The 17,364-nt window shown below is 47.5% G+C and carries 17 protein-coding genes; 7 read left to right on the top strand and 10 right to left on the bottom strand.

Annotated elements, in window-relative coordinates:
• Nucleotides 1-309 precede the first annotated feature (309 nt).
• Both BBI11_RS13370 and BBI11_RS13375 read right to left on the bottom strand, forming a co-directional pair.
• On the bottom strand, nt 310-879 hold the full coding sequence (locus BBI11_RS13370; RefSeq protein ID WP_068464397.1) for an NADPH-dependent FMN reductase: 570 nt from the start codon (nt 877-879) through the stop codon (nt 310-312).
• Between the two features lie 156 nt (nt 880-1,035).
• On the bottom strand, nt 1,036-2,859 hold the full coding sequence (locus BBI11_RS13375; protein ID WP_068464400.1) for a cation:proton antiporter: 1,824 nt from the start codon (nt 2,857-2,859) through the stop codon (nt 1,036-1,038).
• 161 nt (nt 2,860-3,020) lie between these two features.
• Between BBI11_RS13375 and BBI11_RS13380 the strand changes: the two genes are divergently transcribed.
• Both BBI11_RS13380 and BBI11_RS13385 read left to right on the top strand, forming a co-directional pair.
• Nucleotides 3,021-3,203 carry an SE1832 family protein gene (locus tag BBI11_RS13380; RefSeq protein WP_068465777.1) on the top strand — a complete coding sequence of 61 codons (183 nt, stop codon included), beginning with the start codon at nt 3,021-3,023 and terminating at the stop codon, nt 3,201-3,203.
• A gap of 37 nt (nt 3,204-3,240) precedes the next feature.
• Nucleotides 3,241-4,806, top strand: coding sequence for an ABC-F family ATP-binding cassette domain-containing protein (locus BBI11_RS13385; protein ID WP_068464402.1), 1,566 nt, complete (start codon nt 3,241-3,243; stop codon nt 4,804-4,806).
• Nucleotides 4,807-5,158: 352 nt separating this feature from the next.
• On the opposite strand, the gene BBI11_RS16530 is transcribed toward BBI11_RS13385, so the two are convergent.
• The 4 genes from BBI11_RS16530 to BBI11_RS13400 all read right to left on the bottom strand — a co-directional run bounded on the left by BBI11_RS16530 (nt 5,159) and on the right by BBI11_RS13400 (nt 9,626).
• On the bottom strand, nt 5,159-5,320 hold the full coding sequence (locus tag BBI11_RS16530) for a hypothetical protein (protein ID WP_167358173.1): 162 nt from the start codon (nt 5,318-5,320) through the stop codon (nt 5,159-5,161).
• Between the two features lie 799 nt (nt 5,321-6,119).
• Nucleotides 6,120-7,568 carry a phospholipase D-like domain-containing protein gene (locus BBI11_RS13390; RefSeq protein WP_068464404.1) on the bottom strand — a complete coding sequence of 483 codons (1,449 nt, stop codon included), beginning with the start codon at nt 7,566-7,568 and terminating at the stop codon, nt 6,120-6,122.
• Nucleotides 7,569-7,677: 109 nt separating this feature from the next.
• On the bottom strand, nt 7,678-8,214 hold the full coding sequence (locus BBI11_RS13395) for an RNA polymerase sigma factor (RefSeq protein WP_068464407.1): 537 nt from the start codon (nt 8,212-8,214) through the stop codon (nt 7,678-7,680).
• Between the two features lie 137 nt (nt 8,215-8,351).
• The gene (locus BBI11_RS13400; RefSeq protein ID WP_068464411.1) at nt 8,352-9,626 is read right to left on the bottom strand and encodes a hemolysin family protein; all 1,275 of its coding nucleotides are present in this window, start codon (nt 9,624-9,626) and stop codon (nt 8,352-8,354) included.
• A 150-nt stretch (nt 9,627-9,776) separates the two neighbouring features.
• Between BBI11_RS13400 and BBI11_RS13405 the strand changes: the two genes are divergently transcribed.
• The 4 genes from BBI11_RS13405 (at nt 9,777) to BBI11_RS13420 (ending at nt 13,887) form a co-directional block, all read left to right on the top strand.
• The gene (locus BBI11_RS13405) at nt 9,777-11,156 is read left to right on the top strand and encodes a dipeptidase (protein ID WP_068464414.1); all 1,380 of its coding nucleotides are present in this window, start codon (nt 9,777-9,779) and stop codon (nt 11,154-11,156) included.
• Nucleotides 11,157-11,227: 71 nt separating this feature from the next.
• Nucleotides 11,228-11,803 carry a glycerol-3-phosphate acyltransferase gene (locus BBI11_RS13410; RefSeq protein WP_083389107.1) on the top strand — a complete coding sequence of 192 codons (576 nt, stop codon included), beginning with the start codon at nt 11,228-11,230 and terminating at the stop codon, nt 11,801-11,803.
• Nucleotides 11,804-11,904: 101 nt separating this feature from the next.
• The gene (locus BBI11_RS13415; protein ID WP_068464418.1) at nt 11,905-12,771 is read left to right on the top strand and encodes a DegV family protein; all 867 of its coding nucleotides are present in this window, start codon (nt 11,905-11,907) and stop codon (nt 12,769-12,771) included.
• 96 nt (nt 12,772-12,867) lie between these two features.
• Entirely contained in the window at nt 12,868-13,887 is a 1,020-nt protein-coding gene (locus tag BBI11_RS13420; RefSeq protein ID WP_068464419.1) for a DUF2804 domain-containing protein, read from the top strand.
• A 55-nt stretch (nt 13,888-13,942) separates the two neighbouring features.
• On the opposite strand, the gene BBI11_RS16400 is transcribed toward BBI11_RS13420, so the two are convergent.
• The 3 genes from BBI11_RS16400 to kynA are packed head-to-tail and all read right to left on the bottom strand — an operon-like array spanning nt 13,943 to nt 15,683.
• On the bottom strand, nt 13,943-14,104 hold the full coding sequence (locus tag BBI11_RS16400) for a hypothetical protein (RefSeq protein ID WP_156889074.1): 162 nt from the start codon (nt 14,102-14,104) through the stop codon (nt 13,943-13,945).
• Nucleotides 14,101-14,811 carry a glycerophosphodiester phosphodiesterase family protein gene (locus BBI11_RS13425; RefSeq protein ID WP_068464421.1) on the bottom strand — a complete coding sequence of 237 codons (711 nt, stop codon included), beginning with the start codon at nt 14,809-14,811 and terminating at the stop codon, nt 14,101-14,103. Before BBI11_RS13425 ends, BBI11_RS16400 begins: the two co-directional genes overlap by 4 nt.
• A gap of 17 nt (nt 14,812-14,828) precedes the next feature.
• Entirely contained in the window at nt 14,829-15,683 is an 855-nt protein-coding gene (gene kynA / locus BBI11_RS13430; RefSeq protein WP_068464423.1) for a tryptophan 2,3-dioxygenase, read from the bottom strand.
• Between the two features lie 147 nt (nt 15,684-15,830).
• Between kynA and BBI11_RS13435 the strand changes: the two genes are divergently transcribed.
• Nucleotides 15,831-16,349 (top strand): YusW family protein, encoded by a 519-nt coding sequence (locus BBI11_RS13435; RefSeq protein ID WP_068464428.1) that lies wholly within the window; start codon nt 15,831-15,833, stop codon nt 16,347-16,349.
• A 44-nt stretch (nt 16,350-16,393) separates the two neighbouring features.
• Here the strand turns inward: BBI11_RS13435 and BBI11_RS13440 are convergent, their stop codons facing one another.
• Nucleotides 16,394-17,248 carry a GNAT family N-acetyltransferase gene (locus tag BBI11_RS13440; RefSeq protein WP_237150276.1) on the bottom strand — a complete coding sequence of 285 codons (855 nt, stop codon included), beginning with the start codon at nt 17,246-17,248 and terminating at the stop codon, nt 16,394-16,396.
• Between the last annotated feature and the right edge of the window lie 116 nt (nt 17,249-17,364).

The raw sequence follows: 17,364 nt of genomic DNA on the forward strand, positions 1-17,364 counted from the left end.
TGTGCAGGCAGAGCTGCTGGCTCGTGATTGCGAACAAGCTTCTTGTTTGGGACATAAATAATCTATTACTCTTCTATGAATTAGAATTGTGAAATACTTTAAATATTAAAAAATTAATGATCTATTTAAGTATTTGGAGAAGCGTTCGCTCGACTCCTGTGGATCAGCGAGACGACCGAGACCCCGCAAGGAGCTCAGCGACTGAGGAGGCTTGGGCGCGAGCCCACGGAAAGCGAGCGATAAGCTTCGGAAAATACAGCTTCTTAACTTTCTACACAAGCTAAAAAAACCTCCCGAGGGAGGTTTTTTTCAATGGTCATCAATATCGAGTGTTTCTTTCGATAAATGAGTGCTCATTTTAGCGTATTGGTTGAACACGCGTGCGAGTTCACGCAGACGGTCATGAACATCGTCATTGATGATCGCATTTGTATCATCAAAATGGCTTGTATGCGTATAGACGTAATTCGGTGTCACCAAGCAGCGGAAATAATCAAGAATCGGTTTCAGCTGATTTTCAATAACTAGGTGATGCTGGTACGTACCGCCGTTTGCAACGATTGATACGGGCTTATAGCGCATGGTCCGCGGGTGAAGCATGTCGAAGGCGTTTTTCAACACGCCAGGAATCGATCCTTGAAAAATCGGGGAAGCAATGATGTAACCATCTGCTTCTTCAAAGCGCCGCACCATTTCACGCATGCTGTCGTTGTATTCAGCATTTGGACGGCCATCTACGAATTGATGTTCATACTCGCTCATGCTCAAAATGCTCAATTCCATCGATGGGTCTATTTGTTCCAGATAGACTTTGACCTGTTCCAACACAGCGCCTGTTTTGCGCCCTAAAATTGTCCCATCCACTAATAATATTTTCATTCTCCTGAATCCTCCTTGACTCCGTATAAGCAGGCATCGAAACTGAGACTGCTTGTTGCTATTGATTAACTGGTGCAGTGTATAACTGCAACGATAAGTTAATCATAGCAAAGACAGATTCCCTGTGCGCGCCTATAGGGCTTATAATGAAAGATTTCATTCTTTAGTCTGAGAATCCTTTTTGTTGCGCTTACTTTCCAAACGCTCTTGGATTCGATCGGAATCACGTTCGGGACCTGTGAAACTGATGATGGTATCGCCTTGTTTCGGCTCTAAAACTTTATCGGACGTAAAGAATTCAATATTCCCTTGCGCCGTTTCAACGAACAAAGGAATCGTATTGGCAGACCATCTTTGATTGAACTCTTCGTATGTGAAACGTTCCGTCAATTTCGTCGAACGAATGGCATAGCCTCGTTCTTCCTTATCGTCGAGTGCATGAATGTTCCAGTCTTCAGTAAATAGGATACGCCCGCTTAAAGATGAATGGAAATCAGCTGGGTCTCCTTGATGGAGCGCTGTTTGGTACAAATTGATGCGGCCCATTTCAGGCACAAAGTTATTGACGACCAGTGCATTGAACGAATCCGTTTCAGAAGCGACAATCATTTTTTCGTATGGCGTCAAATCCACTTCGTATTCGGTATGTTCGGAAAGGATGTTCCCGACATAGGTCTTGATGCCGATTTGGCGTGCTTTTTGCAGGCGCCCCCAGGAATCATCGACGAGCAGTACATTCTTTTCCATATCGTAAAGGGCTTTCGCCAGTACAGTCGTAAATCTGCTGGCCCCGATGATAATAATCCCCGGATCTTCTGAGGAAGCAAGGCCCAGTTTTCGACCGACCCACGTAATGGAAAAACCATGCGCGACAACCGTGGAAAACACGAGTGCAAAGGTTAACGCCGTCAGAAGTTCCGCATCTTCAAATCCGGCATCCAATAAGACATTGGCAAAATAGCCGGACACTGTCAGTGCGACAATGCCGCGAGGGGCGATCCACCCAATTAAGGCTTTTTCCCGCCAATTCAAGTCCGTGCCAATGGTCGATAGCCAAATGGAAAGTGGCCGGACAATGAAAAGCATAGCCAGGACAAACAAAATAATGGACCAATTGAAGATTTCGAACAACACATCCATGCTGAGAGAAGCAGTTAGCATCATGAAGACACTTGAAATCAGTAGGATGGACATCGTTTCTTTAAAGTGCCTCATGTCATTGATGGAAGTGATGTTCATATTGGCCATGACCATCCCCATCGCTGTAACTGCAAGTAACCCGGTTTCGTGCATGACAATATCGGAGATGACAAAAGTCAACAACACCACACCGAAAACCATTGGCGATTTGAGGAATTCAGGAATCTGCCCGCGTTCGAACATCGCCCCCATCCCAAAGCCTGCCACTGCACCCAAGATAATCGCAAAAAGCGCTGCAAGGAAAAACAATCCGAATGCAGCCGCAGTCACTTCTCCTTCGGCAAATAATACAAATTGGAAAGCGAACAGCGCGAGCAAGGCGCCGAACGGGTCGACGATAATACCTTCCCATTTCAATAATGCGGCTGGCCGAGCTTTTAACTTAGCCTGGCGAAGCAGCGGCATGATCACGGTCGGGCCTGTGACGATAAACAAACCGCCAATGACAAATGATACGGCCCATGACAGCCCAGCCACATAATGAGAAGCCAAGGTACCGCCACCCCAGGCAAGCAAGGCACCGAACGTAACGATGCGCCACACAGGCTTACTGAAACCGCGGATTTCTTTGAAATTCAAGTTCAAGCTGCCTTCGAATAAGATAATCGCAACAGCAAGCGACACTAGTGGCCTGAATAAATCCCCAAAACTTTCATCCGGGGAGATGACATTAAAAATCGGGCCAATCAATAACCCGGCAATGGACATCAACACAATCGCAGGAAGGCGGAGACGCCAGGCGATCCACTGTGACAGAACGCCGAGGAAAATAATTAACATAATATCGAACAATAAGCTGTCGATGGCATCTCACTTCCTTTTTTCGTTTTTTGTTATTATATAGGAGTAGTAGTGCGCAATGAAAGCGAGAAGCGCCAAGCGTATGGATTTAAATTTTCTCTATTTGTGGTACAATACAGAGAAAAACTAGGGTGATTTGGTTGAACAAGCAGGAAATTGAATACGCAATCGCCGAATTGAAGAGCGATTACGTACGCCAACAGGGTGATATTGAAAAACTAGAAACGACCGGCCACACAAAAATGGTCGACAAAGCCGAAGAACGGCTTGAAAAAATGGAACAGCGTCTTGCGGAATTAAACAAAAAACTCGCGGAACTTTAACCGCGGTTTTTTTTATGGAAAGTGGAGGAACACATAAATGAGTTTATTAACAGTAGAAAACCTAAGCCACACATTCGGTGACCGTACTTTATTCAATGACATTTCGTTTCGGTTAGTCGAAGGAGAACATGTCGGACTCGTCGGGGCAAACGGCGTCGGCAAATCGACATTGATGAATATTTTGACAGGCAAACAAATTCACGATGGCGGCAAAGTCGAATGGCAGCCGAAGACCCACTACGGCTATTTGGACCAGCATACGCAACTCGCACCTGGCCGTACCATCCGTCAAACTTTGCAAGATGCCTTCTTGCCACTTTACGAAAAAGAAAAAGAATTGAATGACATCGCCATGCAAATGGGCGAAGCCGATCCTGAGCAACTCGAATCATTGCTCGAACAAATGGCTGAAGTACAAGATGCACTCGATGCCGGCGATTTTTATACCTTGGATGTCAAAGTGGACGAAATCGCACGTGGGCTTGGGCTCGATGCTATCGGTCTTGAGCGCAACGTGGAATCTCTCTCCGGCGGCCAGCGGACCAAACTTCTTTTGGCCAAACTATTGCTGGAAAAACCGAAAGTATTACTTCTGGATGAGCCGACCAACTATTTGGATGAAGAACATATCCAATGGCTCGTCAATTACTTGAAAAACTATCCGCATGCTTTCCTTTTGATTTCGCATGATACGGAATTCATGAGTTCAGTAACCGGCGTTATTTTCCACCTGGAATTCTCCCGACTGAACCGTTACACTGCTTCTTATGAGAAATTCATCGAGCTTGCGGAACTGGCGAAAAAGCAACACCTTGAAGCATACGAAAAACAAGAAGATATGATCAAGAAAACCGAGACCTTCATTGCGAAAAACAAAGCCCGTGCTTCGACGACTGGACGCGCAAAATCCCGTCAGAAGCAGTTGGACCGTATGGACCGCATTGAAAAACCGGAAATGGCCGCGAAGCCGCAATTCGCCTTCAAGGAAACGCGCAGCCCAAGCCGTTACGTTGTTGAAGCAGAAGCGCTCCGCATCGGTTACGACAAGCCGCTGTTGCCGCCGTTGTCGTTCATGATTGAACGCGGTGAAAAAATTGCGCTTGTCGGCATGAACGGAGTCGGGAAATCGACTTTGCTAAAGACAATGCTTGGCAAGATCAAGCCGCTTGATGGCGACGTCATCCGCGGGGAATACTTGACGCCTAGCTATTTCGAGCAGGAAGTCAAAGCACCTACCCACCGGCCGATCGATGAAATCTGGGATGCGTATCCTTCGATGGATCAGGGACAAGTGCGCGGTGCTCTTGCCCGCACCGGCTTGAAGAGCGAACACATCGGCCGCCCGATGAACCAATTGAGCGGTGGCGAGCAAGCGAAAGTGCGCTTGTGTAAGTTGATGCTGGAAGAAAGCAACTGGCTGATCTTCGATGAACCGACGAATCACTTGGATATCGATGCGAAAGCCGAACTCAAGCGTGCGATGCAAGCTTATAAAGGCACGATCGTGCTCGTCAGCCACGAACCGGATTTTTACGACGGCTTGGCGACGAAAGTATGGAATGTTGAAGACTGGATCGAAGCCGGCAAGCAAACAGAAGCATAAGTTGAAAACCCGCTGTACACGACGTTTTACGTGTGCAGCGGGTTTTTATTAGATATAAGCAGGTTATGGGAAAACTCTGCGCGATTGAGTAGTAGATAAAGAGAGAGAGAGTTTGATTGTGGAATCGTTCTCACATTCTATTCATGCTTCATCTTACTAGTCGCCGCCTGGCTTTGGGTTGGCCTTTTGCAATAAGCCAAGAAAACCACTTGTCTTATTGCGTCGGCTCACCCCTTGACGCTTGGCGGCTTGAAAATTTCATTGGTTCAGGTACGTTTAACTAGATCTGCTTCTTTATACGTTGCCGGCTAGTGGGGGAATCGCTTCCCGGGTCTAGTTTTAATTAGGATAGTTAAGCTTTGATTGCGGCACCGGTTTTGTGTTCGATTGATGCTTCGTGTGGGTAGTCGCCGCCGGGCTTTGGGTTGGCCTCTTGCAATAAGCCAGGAAAAGCACCTGTCTTATTGCGTCGGCTCACCCCTTTACGCTTGGCGGCTGAGTGATTCCGTTGCACGTAAATTGTTAAGTAGAGCCTCTTCTTTACACGTTGCCGGCTAGCGGGGGAATCGCTTCCCGGGTCTAGTTTTAATTAGGATAGTTAAGCTTTGATTGCGGCACCGGTTTTGTGTTCGATTGATGCTTTGTGTGGGTAGTCGTCGCCTCGCTTTGGGTTGGCCTCTTGCAATAAGCCAGGAAAAGCACCTGTCTTATTGCGTTGGCTCACCCCTCTACGCTTGGCGGCTGAGTGATTCCGTTGCACGTAAATTGTTTAAGTAGATCTGCTTCTTTACACGTTGCCGGCTAGTGGGGAAATCGCTTCCCGGGATGCAGTATCTGGTCATGTGGTGCTTGAACCAAATATCTTGTTAGAAGTTTGGGGCTAAAACCTCATTTTCTTTGATGTAAACGATATGAGCTACAAAAGGTGACGCATTTACCCATTTTCTATCGAGTAGATAGAAGAAAGTTTCTTCCATTCGAAAAATAGAGACGGAGTGGAAGGGGTGAATGGATGGCGTGGGGAAGCTGAGTCCATTCATTTGCGACGCATTTGCGCAGCAGATGTTTTCGTGCGATGCCCGAACATAGTGAGGGTTGAGCAGATGTGGGAGCCACGCGTATCAAGCGATGCTCGAACACCGAGAAATTTGGCACATTGGCTAGGCACCCGCCCCATCTCCGGGCAGCTGAAAGCGCGACGTCCTGTCGCATCAGCTGCATGACTCGCATCCTGCGAGCCCCAAGCGTGTCCCTGCACGCAGGCGACTGGTGAGAGCTACTACACTTGCTTTGTCATGTCTTTTTACTCCCCTTTAGTAAGTCGTCAGCTTGAAGAGTTTTTGGAAGTTGTAGATGCCGCGCTGCCAGAAGGTGAACCCGTCTTGATATTCTTCTAGGTCGAGTGTGTACAAAGCGTCTTCATTATTCCACAGCCGATCGAAATACGTATCCAGTTCGACGACCAAATCGCTGTCGGTCGGTGCTTTGATCAGGATGTCCGACTCGAGATTATAGTCCATTAACGTCCGCTCGGTCATATTTGCGGACCCTCCCATAATAATCGTTTCTTCGCCGCTTTGAATCATGATGGTCTTTGTGTGGAATTGCCCGACTACCGGATTGTACCAACGGACTTCTAAGGAATCGCCCGCTGCATCGACCATGCCATTCACCGCCGGACGATTCGGCAAACCGGTCTTCTCATTGCCGAATGCATTTTCATTTGGATCGAGTACGAGCTGTACTTCGACACCGCGTTTCGACGCCTCTTCCAAGCTCTTGACTACACTCGTCTCAGATAAGTAGAACATAGCCATCTGAATGCTATCGCCTTTTTCAGTGCTGTCCAAGTGCTTCAACAACTCCTCCAATATTTGCCTCTCGGTCAGGTATTGCACTTCATAATCGCCTGTTTGTTCGGGCATTTCTGCTCTTGGGAAATCAGGGCCTCCGGACAATTTCGAGACGGCTTCTTCGGCTTCTAGAATATCGTCAAGCACGGGCCCACTAACACGAAATGCCATATTGCCGTGCAAACCGCTCGCATTGTGTGGATTGGCTGAACTGACGATTGCTTCGTGTTCTGAAACGACCGTCTTCCGGTGGTTTGCTTTGATGTTCATTAATTGCATATATGATGACAGAGTCATATCGGGCGCGTCGCTCGACATCGCGTTTGCTATCCAGCCTTCTCCATCGTTATCGAACCATTGAAAGATTACTCGGTAGAGTCCTGAATATAGAGGCATTGAATCGCGCAATTTGTCGAGGTCGGTGATGATCACTTCCACCCCTTCCGCCTCCAAGGTTTCCAACAGCAAGCTTTCGTAGGATCCGTAGCCAAGGTTCAGCGGGTCGGTGATGAAATAGATCGGAAAATCAGGGTTTTCCCGCTTTTTCTCAACGATGTGATCGGCTAGGCGCTCAGCGATGGCTGGATAAGCCGTATCGGTATCGTTGTAATTATCGAATAGAAACAAATCGAGCACGAGAAATTCTTCTGCTTCATCAATCAGTTCGTAAATTTCATCAAAAATTCGCAGTTCGCTTTCTAAACCCGTTCCTTCTTTATCCTGCGCGTAGCTGAGGTCGTAAATCATTTCCACCTGTTCGACACCATGCAGGTCGCCAGCAAATGAAACGCCTTCCGGCAAGGGTTTAAATGTATGCCATATTATGACCATGATGTACAAAGCAGCAAGTACACCTACAACACCCATGATGATACGCCTGCGCTTGCTGTAATTCTTGATTCGTTTCATTTTCTCCCACTCCTTTGCTTCATTATAAGCGGAAGGATATCAAAAAAATATAAGTTATTATTTCCCATATAAAAACCCCAGCCGTTCATTGGCTGGGGTTGGCTTCATATTAGGCAATTACTACGTATTCGCGTGTTCTTACATCTTCTATCAGCATGTCTTTCAGGCGTTGCTTGCCACGATGCAAGCGAGATTTTACGGTACCGATCGAGACCTTCATCGCTTCAGCAATTTCCACGAGTGAATACTGGTGGACATAAAAATAAACGATGGTGGTTCGGTAAATCGCATCCAACTCGGAAATCTTATGGCGGATCATGACTGATACGTCTTGTTTTTCCAATAGTTCTGCCGTTCCGGTTTCATCGGTTGGGATCAAATCCAAAAGGGAGACATCGAGCCCTTCCGGCTGATTGGCGATGTGCTTGCTGCGGCGTACATTTTTACGATAACGGTCGCGGAATGTATTCATACAGATCGTCGTCAGCCAAGCTTTAGCGTGATCGACTTCTGCGATTGAGGATTCATAGCGTACGACTTTCAGCCAAACTTCCTGCATCAAGTCTTCCGCTTCAGCTTTATTGCGGGTAAGTTTCAGGCATAGATGATAGATATAGCGGTTATATTCGGCATATAGCTCTTCCATCGGTGTTACCTCCGTCCGGTGATCTTATGCCTTAATTGTGCCTGAGATTCAGCTTACGCTCTATCGTTCCCTCTTTCAGTCTCCTTACAATGTTGTAAGAAACGAAAAAGCCGGCCTAGGTTCAGGCCGGCTTTCTATTACTGTCTTTTAACCGAGTTTTCGCTAACGGCTTCCGGTTCTTCGGGTTCAGCAATTTTCGTAATGGTTAAACGCTCGATGCGGTTTCTATCCATTTCGTTGACGATCACATGCAAGTTCTCGTAAGTAAATTCCTCGCCGGCCTCTGGCACATGGCCGAGTTGCTGCATGACAAAGCCTGCAATCGTATCATGGTCTTCTGGCACTTCAATCCCGAACATTTCGTTGACATCTTCGATTTCCAGGCGGCCATGACAAGACAATTGGCTCTCATTGATTTCAAAAACCAATTCGTCATCTTCATCGTCTGTCTCATCTTCAATATCCTGTCCAATCATTTCCTCGATAATGTCTTCGTGCGTGACAATCCCGAGCGTTCCACCGTATTCATCCAGAATGACAGCCATGTGTTTTTTCTTCGCCATCATCAATTTAAACACTTTCTCAACACTCACTGACTGCACGACGAACAACGGATTATCATCCATCAATTCTACCAGGTTCAAGTTCGGGTTCATCGACCACTCAATCAGCTTTTTAGAATAAAACAGGCCAACGACATTGTCCATGCTTTCTTCGTAGACTGGGTAACGCGTATACGAGGAATCCAAAATCAAGTCACGGACTTCTTCGTAGGTCATCTCGATGGAAATGCCGACGGTGTCCGTACGGTGTGTCGACATAACGTCCGATACGTCTTTATGCGGAAAATCGAGAACGCCTTTGATGCGCTCTGATTCGTCTGCTTCAAACGTCCCTTCAGTCGACGCGATATCGACCATCGTGCGCAGTTCCTCTTTGGTCATCGTCGCTTCCTTGACGCTGCCTTTGGAAATGATGCGGATGAAGATATTCGTGAACTGGGCAAGCAACCATGTCAGTGGTTTAAAGAGCACGACCAAAAAACCGATAACCGGCGCTACAATATAAGCAATTTTATCTGCGAACGTCGCCGCAATGGTTTTTGGCAACACTTCCCCGAAAATAATCAGGATAATCGTCAAGATGGCTGTCGCGAGCCCGACTTCCCATCCTTCTGTGATGGCAATCGTCGTGACAAGCGTAGGCAGCATGATATTGGATATATTATTACCGATCAAAATAGTCGTAATCATCCGGTCCGGCTTCGCGATTAATTTCTCAAGCTTCTGGGCTTTGACGTCCCCTTGCTCCGCGCGAAGATGGACCTTCATCCTATTAACTGCCGTGAGTGCCGTTTCGCTTCCCGACAGGAAAAACGACATGATCAGAAATAATACCAATGCGATAAACAAATTTACTTCCTCCAGTAAAATACATATAAAATTTTTTCGAACTGTTTCCGTATTATCCATAATACCACAGCAATTTTCCTCTTGTCGAAAAGGACAACTTAGCTATGCTATAATTTCCACATACTAAAAATACTGGAAAGCAGGGATTTTATGAACGCCACTCAAATCGATAAGTACTTCAAAGATCACCGCCAGGCCCATCTCGAAGAATTGAAAAGCTTTTTGCGCATTCCATCGGTCAGCTCTTTGTCTGAACACAAAGCCGACATGCAAAAAGGCGCAGAATGGCTGATCAAATCATTGACTAAAGCGGGCCTTGAAAATGCCAGCATCGACGAAACTGACGGCCATCCGGTAGTCTACGCCGACTGGCTCCACGCTGAGGGCAAGCCGACGATTTTGGTCTACGGCCATTACGATGTTCAACCGGTCGATCCGCTTCATTTATGGGAAACGCCCCCTTTCGACCCGCACGTCCGGGACAATAAATTGTATGCACGCGGCGCAAGCGACGATAAAGGCCAAGTGTTCATGCATGTGAAAGCTGTGGAAGCTTTGCTCAATTTAAATGGCGAACTTCCCGTCAATATTAAATTCATCCTTGAAGGCGAAGAGGAAATCGGCAGCCCAAGCTTGCCGAAATACGTCGAAGACAATAAAGAAAAACTCGATGCCGACATCATCGTCATTTCCGATACGGGCATGCAAGGCCCTGGGCGTCCGGCAGTCTGTTACGGCCTGCGCGGGCTTGCGGGCATCCAAATCGACGTCAACGGACCTAAAGGCGACTTGCACTCCGGCCTTTACGGCGGTGCTGTCCAGAACCCGCTGCACGCCATTGTGGAAATTTTAGAATCGTTCCGCGATAAAGAAGGCGTCATTCAAGTGGAAGGCTTCTATGACGATGTGCGTCCGGTTTCTGATGAGGAACGCGCAGAGTTCGCCGCACTCGATTTTGACTTGGAAAACGAAAAGCAGGCAATCGGCATTGCAGAAGATTTCGGTGAGCAAGGCTATTCATTCGTCGAACGTACGTGGATTCGCCCGACACTCGAAGTCAACGGCATCACCGGCGGATTTTCCGGCGAAGGCATTAAGACTGTCCTGCCAGCGGAAGCCAGCTCGAAAATCACGTGCCGCCTCGTCCCTGACCAGGACCCGGATGACATCATCGCCAAACTGAAAGCGCACGTTGAAGCGCATAAGCCAGCAGGCGTCACGGTCAACATCACCGAATTCGATAAAGGCAAGCCATTCTTGACACCTTACGACCATCCGGCCATTCAGGCGGCGGGCCGTTCATACGAAAAAGTGTATCAAGTGCCGACAGCGTTTACACGCATGGGCGGCTCCATCCCGATTGTTGCGGCGTTCGATGAAATTCTCGGATTCCCTGTCGTCTTGATGGGCTTCGGGCTGGCATCGGAAAATTTCCATGCGCCGAATGAGCATTTTCATTTGGAGAATTTCGATAAAGGGCTTCGCGTTATCAGCGATTACTTATTTGAAGCATCCGCACTAGGCCAATAATCTTCATAGCCTCCCCCAAGTTGGGGAGGCTATTATTTTTATGGAATTGCATTTTTTGTTGGAGGGATACGATGGTTATTTTGTATTGGATAGGTGCTTATTTGCTTGGCTCCGTTTTGACCGCCCTATGGATAGGGAAATGGAAAGGTGTAGACTTGGCTTCTTCTGGCAGCGGCAATCCAGGTGCCCGCAATGCCTTAGCCGTGCTTGGGCGTAGGGCGTCATTTTTGGTGTTTCTTGGCGATTTCTTAAAAGGTTCGATCGTCGTATGGGCAGGGCTTTGGCTGGAGTTTTCTTTAGTGGCCGTAGCTGTGGCCGGATTGCTTGCGGTCGTCGGCCATATTTACCCGCTATGGCACAAAGCCCGCGGCGGAAAAGGGATTTCGACCTTTGCCGGTGTTGCATTCTGGCTGACACCTGATTTGTTTTTAGCGATGCTCGTCTTGTCGTTCGCTTTTTACCCGTGGCTGAAAAGTGCCACTTTGTCGATGCTCGCTGGCTTTAGCGCGTTTTTCGCTGTCGCTTTTGCCTTTCAAGTACAATCGGTCGTATGGCCGCTGTTTCTGGCTATTATTATTATTGTAATTCGCCATAAAGAAAACTTGAAAGTTTCACTGGAAAAACGTTTTCCTGCCAATAAAGCCTGATTTCCTGGTTTTACAGTTTTTTATTGAAGAAAGCTAGGACCATATTATTATCCATGTTATAGTTTTATTATTCAAAATACTCGATAGATAGGGGTTTTTAGATGAAAAAACCAATTGCATGGATCATGGATACAACCGGCTATGTCACAGATGATTTCAAATCACACCCTGATGTCTATATTGTCCCGCTGAATATCCACTTCGGCTCGGAAGAATTTATCGACGACGGCATCGACTTGTCCAATGACGAATTATATGCACGCATGAAAAGCTCAAAAGATTTCCCGAAAACTTCACAGCCCTCTGCAGGAAAATTCGCGGAACTTTATGAAAAACTGAAAGAAGAATACGAATGTGCCGTTGCTGTTCATGCCTCGGCTAAATTGAGTGGCACAATCGCTTCTTCCATGACCGGTGCTGAAATGACGGAGTTCAAAGTGTATACCGTCGACTCCCTCGCCTTGTCCTATGGTCTCTCCGGCCTTCTTGAGCGGGGGCTTGAGCTCCAGGGCGAAGGGTTTTCCGCAGAAGAAATCACCCAGCGCCTTGAGCGGGAAACGACTGATTTCCGCAATTTCATTCTGATCGGCAATTTAAGCCAATTGTATAAAGGCGGCCGAATGAGCGGGGCGCAGTATTACATCGGCAGCGTCTTAAAAATCAAACCGATCGTCCAGATTACCGAAAAAGGTGAACTCGAACCGATCGACAAAGTGCGTTCACACAAGAAAGCGCTAGCTTATCTTCTAGAACGCGCCAAAGCTGATCATGAAAAATACGGAATTCCCTATTTTCAAATCATGCATGGCCATATCCCTGAGCAGGCAGAGGAATTGAAGGCAGAGCTACTGAAGTTTGCGCCTGAAGCGGATGTGCTGATCGGCAACCTCAGCTCCTCGCTCGCCGTCCATGCCGGAGAAGGCACGCTCGCATTCATGTGGAGAAGACCTCCTGCCTCTATAGAATAGAACCTTAGTCTTTGGTCCTGTTTCGTAGTATTTTTCCGGGAAAATGCGGGAATTTCTGATACACTAAGGGCATATGAAGACAACGAGGTGGATTCAATGCAACACGTCGAACGGGAACTTACTGAATACGTAAAACTATGCGATGCGAAAGGCCAATTGAATCCTAACGCCATTGGATACGCTAAAAAACCAATCTTCGAGTGCAATTTAAAAGGCAATTTTATGCGCAAGAAAAAATGGAACTATTGGTGCGTGTTTGGAGACGAAATCGTCTTTTCAGCCACCATCTGCCATCTGGATTATGCCGCGCTTTGCTTTGTATATTTCCTTAATTACGAAACGCAGCGGTTTTTTGAAAAGACCGTCATGGTGCCTTATTCCAGGAATTTACGCTTATCGGAAAGCGTACTGGACCACTCTCTCTTCCAAAATCAGGAAGTGTCTGTCCACGCTGTCTACGAAGATGGCAAGACTCGTCTGGCAGTAAGCATTCCAGATTTTGATGGGGAAAAGCTATCCGCCTCACTGACCATCGCTCATCCAGCTGAAATGGAATCATTGAATGTCGTCATTCCATGGAATCGGCAGACCTTCCAATTCACGGCGAAGCATCATGCGCTGCCGACTAACGGGACGGTCCAAATCGGGACAGCGCGTTATGATTTTGACGAAATGGATAGCTTTTCCGTTTTGGACTACGGACGGGGCGTATGGCCACGCACTGCTGTCTGGAACTGGGGCATGGCCTCCCAACGTTCGCACGGAAAAGTGATCGGGCTGAATTTTGGGGGCAAATGGACGGACGGTACGGGGATGACGGAGAATGCCTTTTTTGTTAATGGCCGCATGACCAAGATCAGCGAAGACGTCATTTTCCGCTACGATGAAAAAGATTTTAAGAAACCGTGGCTGATTCACACAAAGTTGACCGATGACGTTCAGCTGACATTCACTCCTTTTTACGAGCGGGTCTCAAAATCAGACGCGCGGCTCGTGAAATCGGAAATTCACCAATTGTTCGGATATTATAATGGCTATGTCCGTTATGCAGATGGCAAGAAGTTAAAAATCCACCAATTGCTTGGCTCTGCAGAAGAGCATTACGCAAAATGGTAATCAAACCAAAACCGCCCGGTGGCTGTCTAGTCGACAGCCACCGGGCGGTTTCTTATTATGACTTATCTGTGTCCCTCAATAAATGGCTATACCACGGCTCGCCAATAAAGAATACAGGCACGAGCAACAATGCGGTAACGAGTGGCCAGCTTGCCAGATCAGTGAATCCCAAAGCGAGTGCAGCAAGAATCCAGATAACGAGCGCCGTCTGTTTCAAACTAATTCCACCAACAGTTTCTCCGGGTAATCCGTAAAGATGCCGTTTACCCCGATGTCCCGCAATTGTTCAGCATAATCCAGCCGATTAACCGTGTACACATAGACCTCACAGCCTTTCCCGACTAGTTCCGCACCGTGGCGAAGCGCAAATGGCAAGGACAGATGAAGCCGTTTCGTCCCGACAGTGTCAGCATAAGCCGCCATGTCTACTAAAATATTGGAAGCCAAAATAGCCCCTGTGACATTATGTTGCCCGGTCGCTTCCTGGACATCCAAGTGATTGAAAGAAGAAATGACCAGCCGATTTTCTAGGCCGTGGCTTACGGCAAGCTCGACCACTTTTTTCACCGCTCCTGGATAAGGGAAAACATCGGTTTTGAGCTCGACATTCAGGTCATGCCACGTTTCTGCAAACACTTCAAACACTTCGGCCAATGTGGGGATGGCAGTTCCAGTCCATTCGTCTGCTTTCCAGCTCCCCGCGTCCAGCTGTTTCAGTTCAGCAAGTGTCATGTCTTTGACATAGCCTTTACCGTTCGTGGTGCGGTTCACTTTTTCATCATGAATTACAACAAGTTCCCCGTCTTTTGATAAATGGACGTCCAATTCTATTCCATGAACCGGCAATGCTGCCGCTTCCCTAAAAGCAGGCAGTGTGTTTTCCGGATGTGTGCCTGAACTTCCACGATGTGCAAAAATCTCCATGAGCCAACCTCCTGCTTTTAAACGTCTGTCCGGATTTGCCAAAGTTCCGGGAAGAAATATTGATCCAATACTTTCTTCAAATAATTAACCCCTGACGATCCGCCTGTACCTGGCTTGAAGCCAATGATGCGTTCGACTGTTTTCATATGGCGAAAACGCCATTGCTGCAGCCAGTCTTCGATATCGACCAATTTCTCAGCCAATTGATACAATTCCCAATGCTCGTCAACGTTACGGTAAACTTCCTTCCATGCTTCTCGGACGCTGTCATTCGACTCGTAAACGGTGCTGACGTCGCGCGCTAACACACTATCATCAATCTCGAAACCACTGCGCGCCAATTTTTGGATTGCTGCATCATATAACCCCGGCGCGTAGAAGGCTTTGGTTAATTGCTCGTGCAAAGCAGGGTCTTTTTCGTAAATGCTTAAGACATGCTCTGTTTTGTAACCGAGAGCGAATTCGATCATCCGGTATTGGTAGGATTGAAAACCACTCGCATTGCCAAGGTCGTCGCGGAATTCCAAGTATTCGGCAGGCGTCAAAGTCGACAACACATCCCAGCCTTGAATGATCTGGGATTGGATGCGTGATACGCGCGCCAATTGCTTGAAGGCCGTTTGCAAATCGTCCGCTTCGATATGGCGGATAGCCGCCGACAATTCGTGCAAGATCAGCTTCATCCATAGCTCAGAAACTTGATGAATGATGATGAAAAGCGATTCGTCATGATGGCCGCTGGCGCTATGTTGTGCCGACAATATTTTATCGAGATGCAAGTATTCACCATAGGTCATGCTTTCCTTGAAGTCCGTGCGGATATTTTGTTCTTCGGCTGCGGCGACGTTCTGCCCATTTTTGTATTGATCCATGTAAAAAGCTCCATTCAAACTCAGCTTGTGCTCGACTCTTCTTTTACTAAACGTGGTGTAAAACGTTTTACGTGTTGCATTGCTTATCTCCCATAAATTCGGGAATAGAACCATAAATACTTAAAATTGAAAGGGAGTTTTTATATCATGTTGAAAAACAAAAAGTTCATCTTCCCGGCTCTTATTATGTCCTCAGCACTGGCTCTGGCTGCTTGCGGCGACGACGAGGAAGTCACCCAACCTGTCACCGATGAGGCCGCTGAAGAGACGCCAGCGCCAGAAGCCGAATCGACTGAAGATGCTGCTCCAAGCGGCGAGGCGGAAGGAACTGCAGACGGCAAAACTTACGGATTCACCGATCTGTCTGTTGAGGTCGATATGCCAGATCAGGATGAGGCCTTAGATTTTAGCTATGAAGAAGAGCGTGGTCAGGTAGAGGCCGAATATGAGAACAAAACCGACGGCGTTGACCTGACAGGCGACGATGCTTTCAATGAAATGGAACAAGGCTTGTCCCAGTTGAATTTAACGCCTGACACACCGGATGATGAAGTCATCAAACAAGTTGTCGAAGCTTTCGGCATCGACGCTAGCTTCAAGAAAATCGAAATTGAAATAGATTATGCAGACGGGTCCGATAAAAATTACGAACAAACAAACCAATAAGCTTAATACTTAACTGTCCCACGGATTCACCGTTGGACGGTTTTTTATTGCACTATGCGTTGCCAATAGGAAATGGTCAAGACTCTTATAAAGCCCGCTTTCTCATAAACTGGCCAAGCCATATTGTCAGTATCTACTTCGACCAGCACTCGTGACAAGTTTTTCTGATGCGCTAATTGACGCGCCCACTTCAAAAAGGCTTGCCCATGACCTGATCGTTGACTATCCGGTGAGACCGCAAGCGATGTCAGCCATAAAGCCCCGTCTTCGCTGCTCAATGTGGCGGTTGCCACAAGTTTGTCTTCCTGGCGCATTAAATAGATGTGGCGTTCCGGGTCCTCCAAATTATGCTCGAGCACCGGAAGAACCGATTCGTCAAATGCCGCACGCAGCAAATTGACCAATTCCTCTAAATCCTTTTTTTGATAGGGTTGAATATCGATAGTTTCGGCAAGCTGATATGCAGAAAGCGGCTGCGCTTCAAACTGCAGTTCTTGGAAAGAACGGCCATAGCCAAGGCTCTCTAACCAGCTATCTGACGCAATATGTTCTGTGAATGCCGCAAGTTCGCTTTCTGCTCCACGCTGTTTGAGCGAATGCTGAACACCATCAGCCAATGCTGTTGCCAACCCAAGCCGGCGGTAATCTGGCGAGACAAATGCCGACCATTCATAATGATGCAAGCCAACCAGGTCCGCTGCTGCCGCATAAGCGACCAAGTCCCCGCTATCGGTATAGGCGAGCACCGCGAACCCTTTTGCAAACGGTTTTTTCCATAATTCATTTTGCAGCAACATCCGGCAATGTTCCGGTTCACCGTCAATCAGCTGCTCCATTTCCCCTGCAGTTTCCGCATCAATCGGAAACGACGCAATCGACAGGGACAATTCCATTTCCATCCCGCCTTTCTTTTTCTTTTAATCATAACCGCCCACAGCGCTTGCCGCCACCCGACTCCTGAAATTTGGGTTGCCTTCGCTGCCTATTCACGAATAACGAAAAGCAGAAGCCGGGA

It is taken from the genome of Planococcus maritimus (assembly GCF_001687625.2).
GTDB lineage: Bacteria > Bacillota > Bacilli > Bacillales_A > Planococcaceae > Planococcus > Planococcus maritimus.